Here is a 4,101-nt window from a genome sequence, read left to right as displayed (position 1 = left end):
CGCTCCGTACCCGCATTAAACGACTGGCGCGTAAAACGATTTGCTTCTCGCGCTCTGTCGAGATCCACGAAAAAGTCATCGGAGCCTTCATCGAAAAACACATGTTCTACTAATTGGAGTCATTACCCGGGGGATATCCTGGTGGCGGTGGGGCAGCGGCATCTAAATCATCTGAAAACTCTGCACATGCGTCGGGAAGAGGTGCAGACGGACTGGTCATTGTAGAGGAATATTCATGATGGAAAAGAGTGGGGCGTATGCTTTGATTCCTGAAGGAAGTAATATTGTTGAAAACATTATTGTAGAAAATGATATCTTTAAGAAAAAAGGTTATTACACTGTGAAGTATTACAATTCTGTGTTTTGTCAGCCTGGAATGTATTACAATAAGAATGACAGTTTGTTTTATGACAGCCCTGATTTCAAAGAAATTAATGGCATTACAGTATAATTAATTAACCCCGCGCCTAATAAAGTCACGCATTTTAGAAAGCTTCTTATCTATCAAAATTACACATAAAATTGATAGTAATATTGAAATTGGATAGGCTAACAAAAACACACCCCATCCTCTTGTGGGGTGTGTTGTACCGATTATTAGCCAAGAAAAATACCCACAAAAATAATGACAGAGAAAGACGGGATAAGCCATGTCACCGATTAATTTAGCTATCTCTCTAAAATTACCGTGATATTCACAGCGAATTAAAATCATAACAATAAGAGAGGATATTACATTGTTAATGTAGTAACCAGGCTGTATCCATCCAGTAGGATTAATATATTCTGATAGGTACCAGTTGGTACAGAAAATGATTATACACAAAAATAATAGTGTTGTTTTTGTTGAGAAGTTAAATGATGGCTCACTTTTTTTTATCTTTTCAGATAAGAAAAAACTTGTGGAGCCAATACTAAATGGCAATAATGCAGCTATAAAAGAGAAATATGCTATTTGAAAAGATTGAATGTAGTAATATACATAAACATGATAAATAATCGATAAGACAAGTGCTACAAACGAAAAATACCATTTCCTAGCTATTATGAACCATAGGAGGAAATAACATACTAGTTCAACAGCAACAGACCAGCTAGATGTAACAATGCGGAATCTGTTTCCATCTACATGAAATGGATATTCTTTGATAAAGGCTGCAAAAGGATTAGCCACAGCGTTATCTGATAAGAACGCCCAGGGAAAAATCAGTAAATTTCCCAGATAATCACCAGGAAGAAAATCACCACTCCAAAAAGTATGAAATAACCGTGCTGATGGGAACAGATAAATTATGACAAATCCCATCAAGAGGAATATAAAATATGAAGGGTATAATCTCAAAAATATATTTATTGAAAAATTGAAAAAATTAAAATGATATGTTTTATTTAATATTAATGTTATAAGAAAACCACTGATAACATAAAAGCTATTTACAGCATAAACTCCAAGCATTGGCATCATGGCTGTAAGGTGAAAAACCATTACACAGCTTGCTAAAAAAAATCGAAAAACACCTAGCATATTCATTTCTCATATTGAGGTAAGATTTATTTCAAACTCTGTAAGCAAGCCAATTACAATAACTTCATCAATTCGTGATCTAAATCTGCCTCCACCCTTTTCAATGGAAGATGGTGTGAAATTGTATAACTCAGCATTTTCTTTATCTAAAATTTTTTCAATCGATAGTGAGTTATGCTTACAAGTTGGATCTTGCAATTGAATTGCTATAAAATAAAAATTATTTGTTAACTCATTTAATCTATTTCGTAATTTATCAAAAGAGTTAGAAAGATCGTACTCCGGACGTGTAATCATCATAAATATTTTTCCATCATCTGAAGTCAATAGTTTTCTGAATCTTTCAACGGTTCGTACTATATAGTTATAATCTTCAGATTGAGTTACGTCACGATGATTAAATGTATTTATTGTACTATACTTGCTTTCAAAATATAGGTGTGAAGCTCCTGGCTCATAATCTCTGTCATGTCCTTCATTCGTTAGTGAATGATAGTGTTTTTTATCAAAAAATAAAGAAAAATCATCATTTAGACAATCTAAAACGATTTCTGGATGTGTAAAAATCCAATCAAAAGGTAAAGAATATTTTTTCAGACCATGATCTTTTAGCGTAGCAGAACATAAACAATGGTTGCCTAGTGACGCGATATGATTCACTTTTTTTCCATTGATTAGTCTTTCGCCTTTTACTAGCGAAACTCGAGTACTTACAATTTCCTGTTCTTCTTTAACCTTTACGGGATCAGATATGAAATCATTGGAAATATTAGAATTTGACTCAGAGATGTATGCAAGATTCTCTGAAGAATTGGTATTAAATTTTAAAAGGTTTTTGATATAGCCTGTGACTCGGTGTTTGTCAAGTATATTCATATTTAGTGAAGGTGTGGTTGGCTGATGGGATATCGCAGATTTTAGGTTAAAAAACAACCCAGCTTTAAACCTAGCTATGCCGCTGGGAAAAATCAAGAAGAGTAGAAAAACTACTAGCGCGTCAAATCATCTAGGTCATGATCGGATAGGCCAGTGCAAACCTTTACCACATCGCGTTCCATGCCACGGGCAAGCATCTGGCGAGCGATACTGCGTGCAGATTCCTGCCGACCTTTCTGCTCGCCAAGCTGGATGCCTTCTTGACGTCCTTCTTGACGTCCGAGTTGGATGCCCTTCTGGATGCCCCGTTGCTCACCTTTAGCTTCAAGCTGCTCTGCAATGGTCATGATGTCCTCCCGGTAGTCAATGGCTTTGGCGGCGATATGCTGTAGGAATTGTGATTCATCCGAAGTATTTCCCCGCTCTGCGATATAGTACATCAGGCTACGGAACTGCTCTTTCGGTATCGCCCATAGATTGAGCAACCGGGCGATATCAGCCGCCAGTTCTAACATATCCCGCGTTCTGATGTGCTTCTGCACTAATTCTAGCAGTGCTACCCGCCGATGAGACAGTATTTCATCATCCGGCATAGCCGTGATATCAACCAGCGGGAATGCCTGCCTGTAGACTGATTCTGCCAGTTCAGGGTCAGCAAAGCAATCCAGCCATTGGGTGCTGTACGGGTAAGGCGATGTGGTGCCGTGGTAGAACAGGAGCGGGATGACCACAGGCAAAGAGTCATTGCCCTGTTCCAGATGCCGCTGCATCGCGGCGACGGCATACCGTAGCAACCGGAACGCCATCAGCTTTTCCGGTCGGCTCTGGTGTTCTATCAGACAGTAGACGTAACCATCATGGCCCGTCGTGGTCTTCATCGAATATAGCATATCCGAACACTGGGTGCGCAGGTCATCTTCGATGAAGCTGCCGGACTCCATGGCCAACGTGTTAAGGTCACAGCGTTCACGCAGAGCAGGCGGAAGATGCACGTCGAGAAAGTCCCGGGCGACCTCGATATCGCCGAGAAACTTTTTGAACAGTGAATCATGTTGGGATAGTGAGGATTTTGTCATCGGCGAAATATACCTTGGTCAGGTTACGGCATGCTATTGAAATCCCCGGCACGAGGCCGGGGCTTGGCAATGTCGATCACCACACCAATATCAAATCCGTGAGCGATAGTGGAATTATTGGATCGCGCCTCTAATTGAAATTTAAGGGGTTTTTCTAATTTATCATCTAAATCTGGATCGCGCATATCGTTCATAAACGGAGCAGACATCAGTCTGTCAATATCACGCGCAAGGGTGCCAATTTGAAGAAGTTGAGCTAGCCCGGTTTTAGTGACAACAGGCGTTTTCATCGCATCATTGAGCACATAACACTCTGCATCAATACCAAACTGCTCCTTGAAGTTACCTTTCGCCTGGAACGATAAGCTTGTTTTACATGTTTCACCATTATTATTCCAAATTGCATACTTTTTCATAACGACCTTATGGTTAACGATGTCACTAGTGGTTAGTAAATTTACCATTGGTAAACTATTCGCCAATGGTGACATCGTTACTGTTATTGCAAGTTTAAAATGTCAACTAATCCCGCAAAGTAGAAATGTCACCTTTTCCTGATGAAATGTTATGCTGTGCATATTTAACTCAGAGATGTGAAACATCATGCCTAATGTGCTGCAAAAT

Annotated in this window: 6 protein-coding genes; 2 read left to right on the top strand and 4 right to left on the bottom strand. The window is 39.4% G+C overall.

Annotated elements, in window-relative coordinates; genetic code table 11:
- On the top strand, positions 1-113 hold a 113-nt coding region (locus CINSTRO3249_RS13685; RefSeq protein ID WP_044698828.1), incomplete at its 5' end, for an IS1 family transposase.
- Positions 114-235: 122 nt separating this feature from the next.
- Entirely contained in the window at positions 236-451 is a 216-nt protein-coding gene (locus CINSTRO3249_RS13680; RefSeq protein ID WP_074013676.1) for a hypothetical protein, read from the top strand.
- Here the strand turns inward: CINSTRO3249_RS13680 and CINSTRO3249_RS13675 are convergent, their stop codons facing one another.
- Genes CINSTRO3249_RS13675 through CINSTRO3249_RS13660 form a run of 4 tightly spaced genes read right to left on the bottom strand, consistent with a single transcriptional unit; the run spans position 452 to position 3,893 of the window.
- Positions 452-1,525: an acyltransferase family protein gene (locus CINSTRO3249_RS13675; RefSeq protein ID WP_074013677.1), complete on the bottom strand. Its 1,074-nt coding sequence runs from the start codon at positions 1,523-1,525 to the stop codon at positions 452-454.
- A 9-nt stretch (positions 1,526-1,534) separates the two neighbouring features.
- Complete coding sequence (locus CINSTRO3249_RS13670; protein ID WP_125933202.1) at positions 1,535-2,497, bottom strand: DUF1796 family putative cysteine peptidase; 963 nt, start codon at positions 2,495-2,497, stop codon at positions 1,535-1,537.
- 17 nt (positions 2,498-2,514) lie between these two features.
- Positions 2,515-3,477, bottom strand: coding sequence for an Rpn family recombination-promoting nuclease/putative transposase (locus CINSTRO3249_RS13665; RefSeq protein ID WP_074013674.1), 963 nt, complete (start codon positions 3,475-3,477; stop codon positions 2,515-2,517).
- Between the two features lie 23 nt (positions 3,478-3,500).
- Positions 3,501-3,893, bottom strand: a complete 393-nt coding sequence (locus CINSTRO3249_RS13660; protein WP_125933201.1) for a hypothetical protein — start codon at positions 3,891-3,893, stop codon at positions 3,501-3,503.
- Positions 3,894-4,101: the final 208 nt, after the last annotated feature.

It is taken from the genome of Candidatus Sodalis sp. SoCistrobi (assembly GCF_900143145.1).
In the GTDB taxonomy this organism is placed as follows: domain Bacteria; phylum Pseudomonadota; class Gammaproteobacteria; order Enterobacterales; family Enterobacteriaceae; genus SoCistrobi.
This window is presented reverse-complemented; position numbering and strand designations above follow the sequence as displayed.

Coding starts and splice junctions, on each gene's coding strand:
- CINSTRO3249_RS13675 (WP_074013677.1), bottom strand. CDS start 1,525: ATGCTAGGTGTTTTTCGATTTTTTTTAGCAAGCTGTGTAATGGTTTTT.
- CINSTRO3249_RS13680 (WP_074013676.1), top strand. CDS start 236: ATGATGGAAAAGAGTGGGGCGTATGCTTTGATTCCTGAAGGAAGTAAT.
- CINSTRO3249_RS13660 (WP_125933201.1), bottom strand. CDS start 3,893: ATGAAAAAGTATGCAATTTGGAATAATAATGGTGAAACATGTAAAACA.
- CINSTRO3249_RS13665 (WP_074013674.1), bottom strand. CDS start 3,477: ATGACAAAATCCTCACTATCCCAACATGATTCACTGTTCAAAAAGTTT.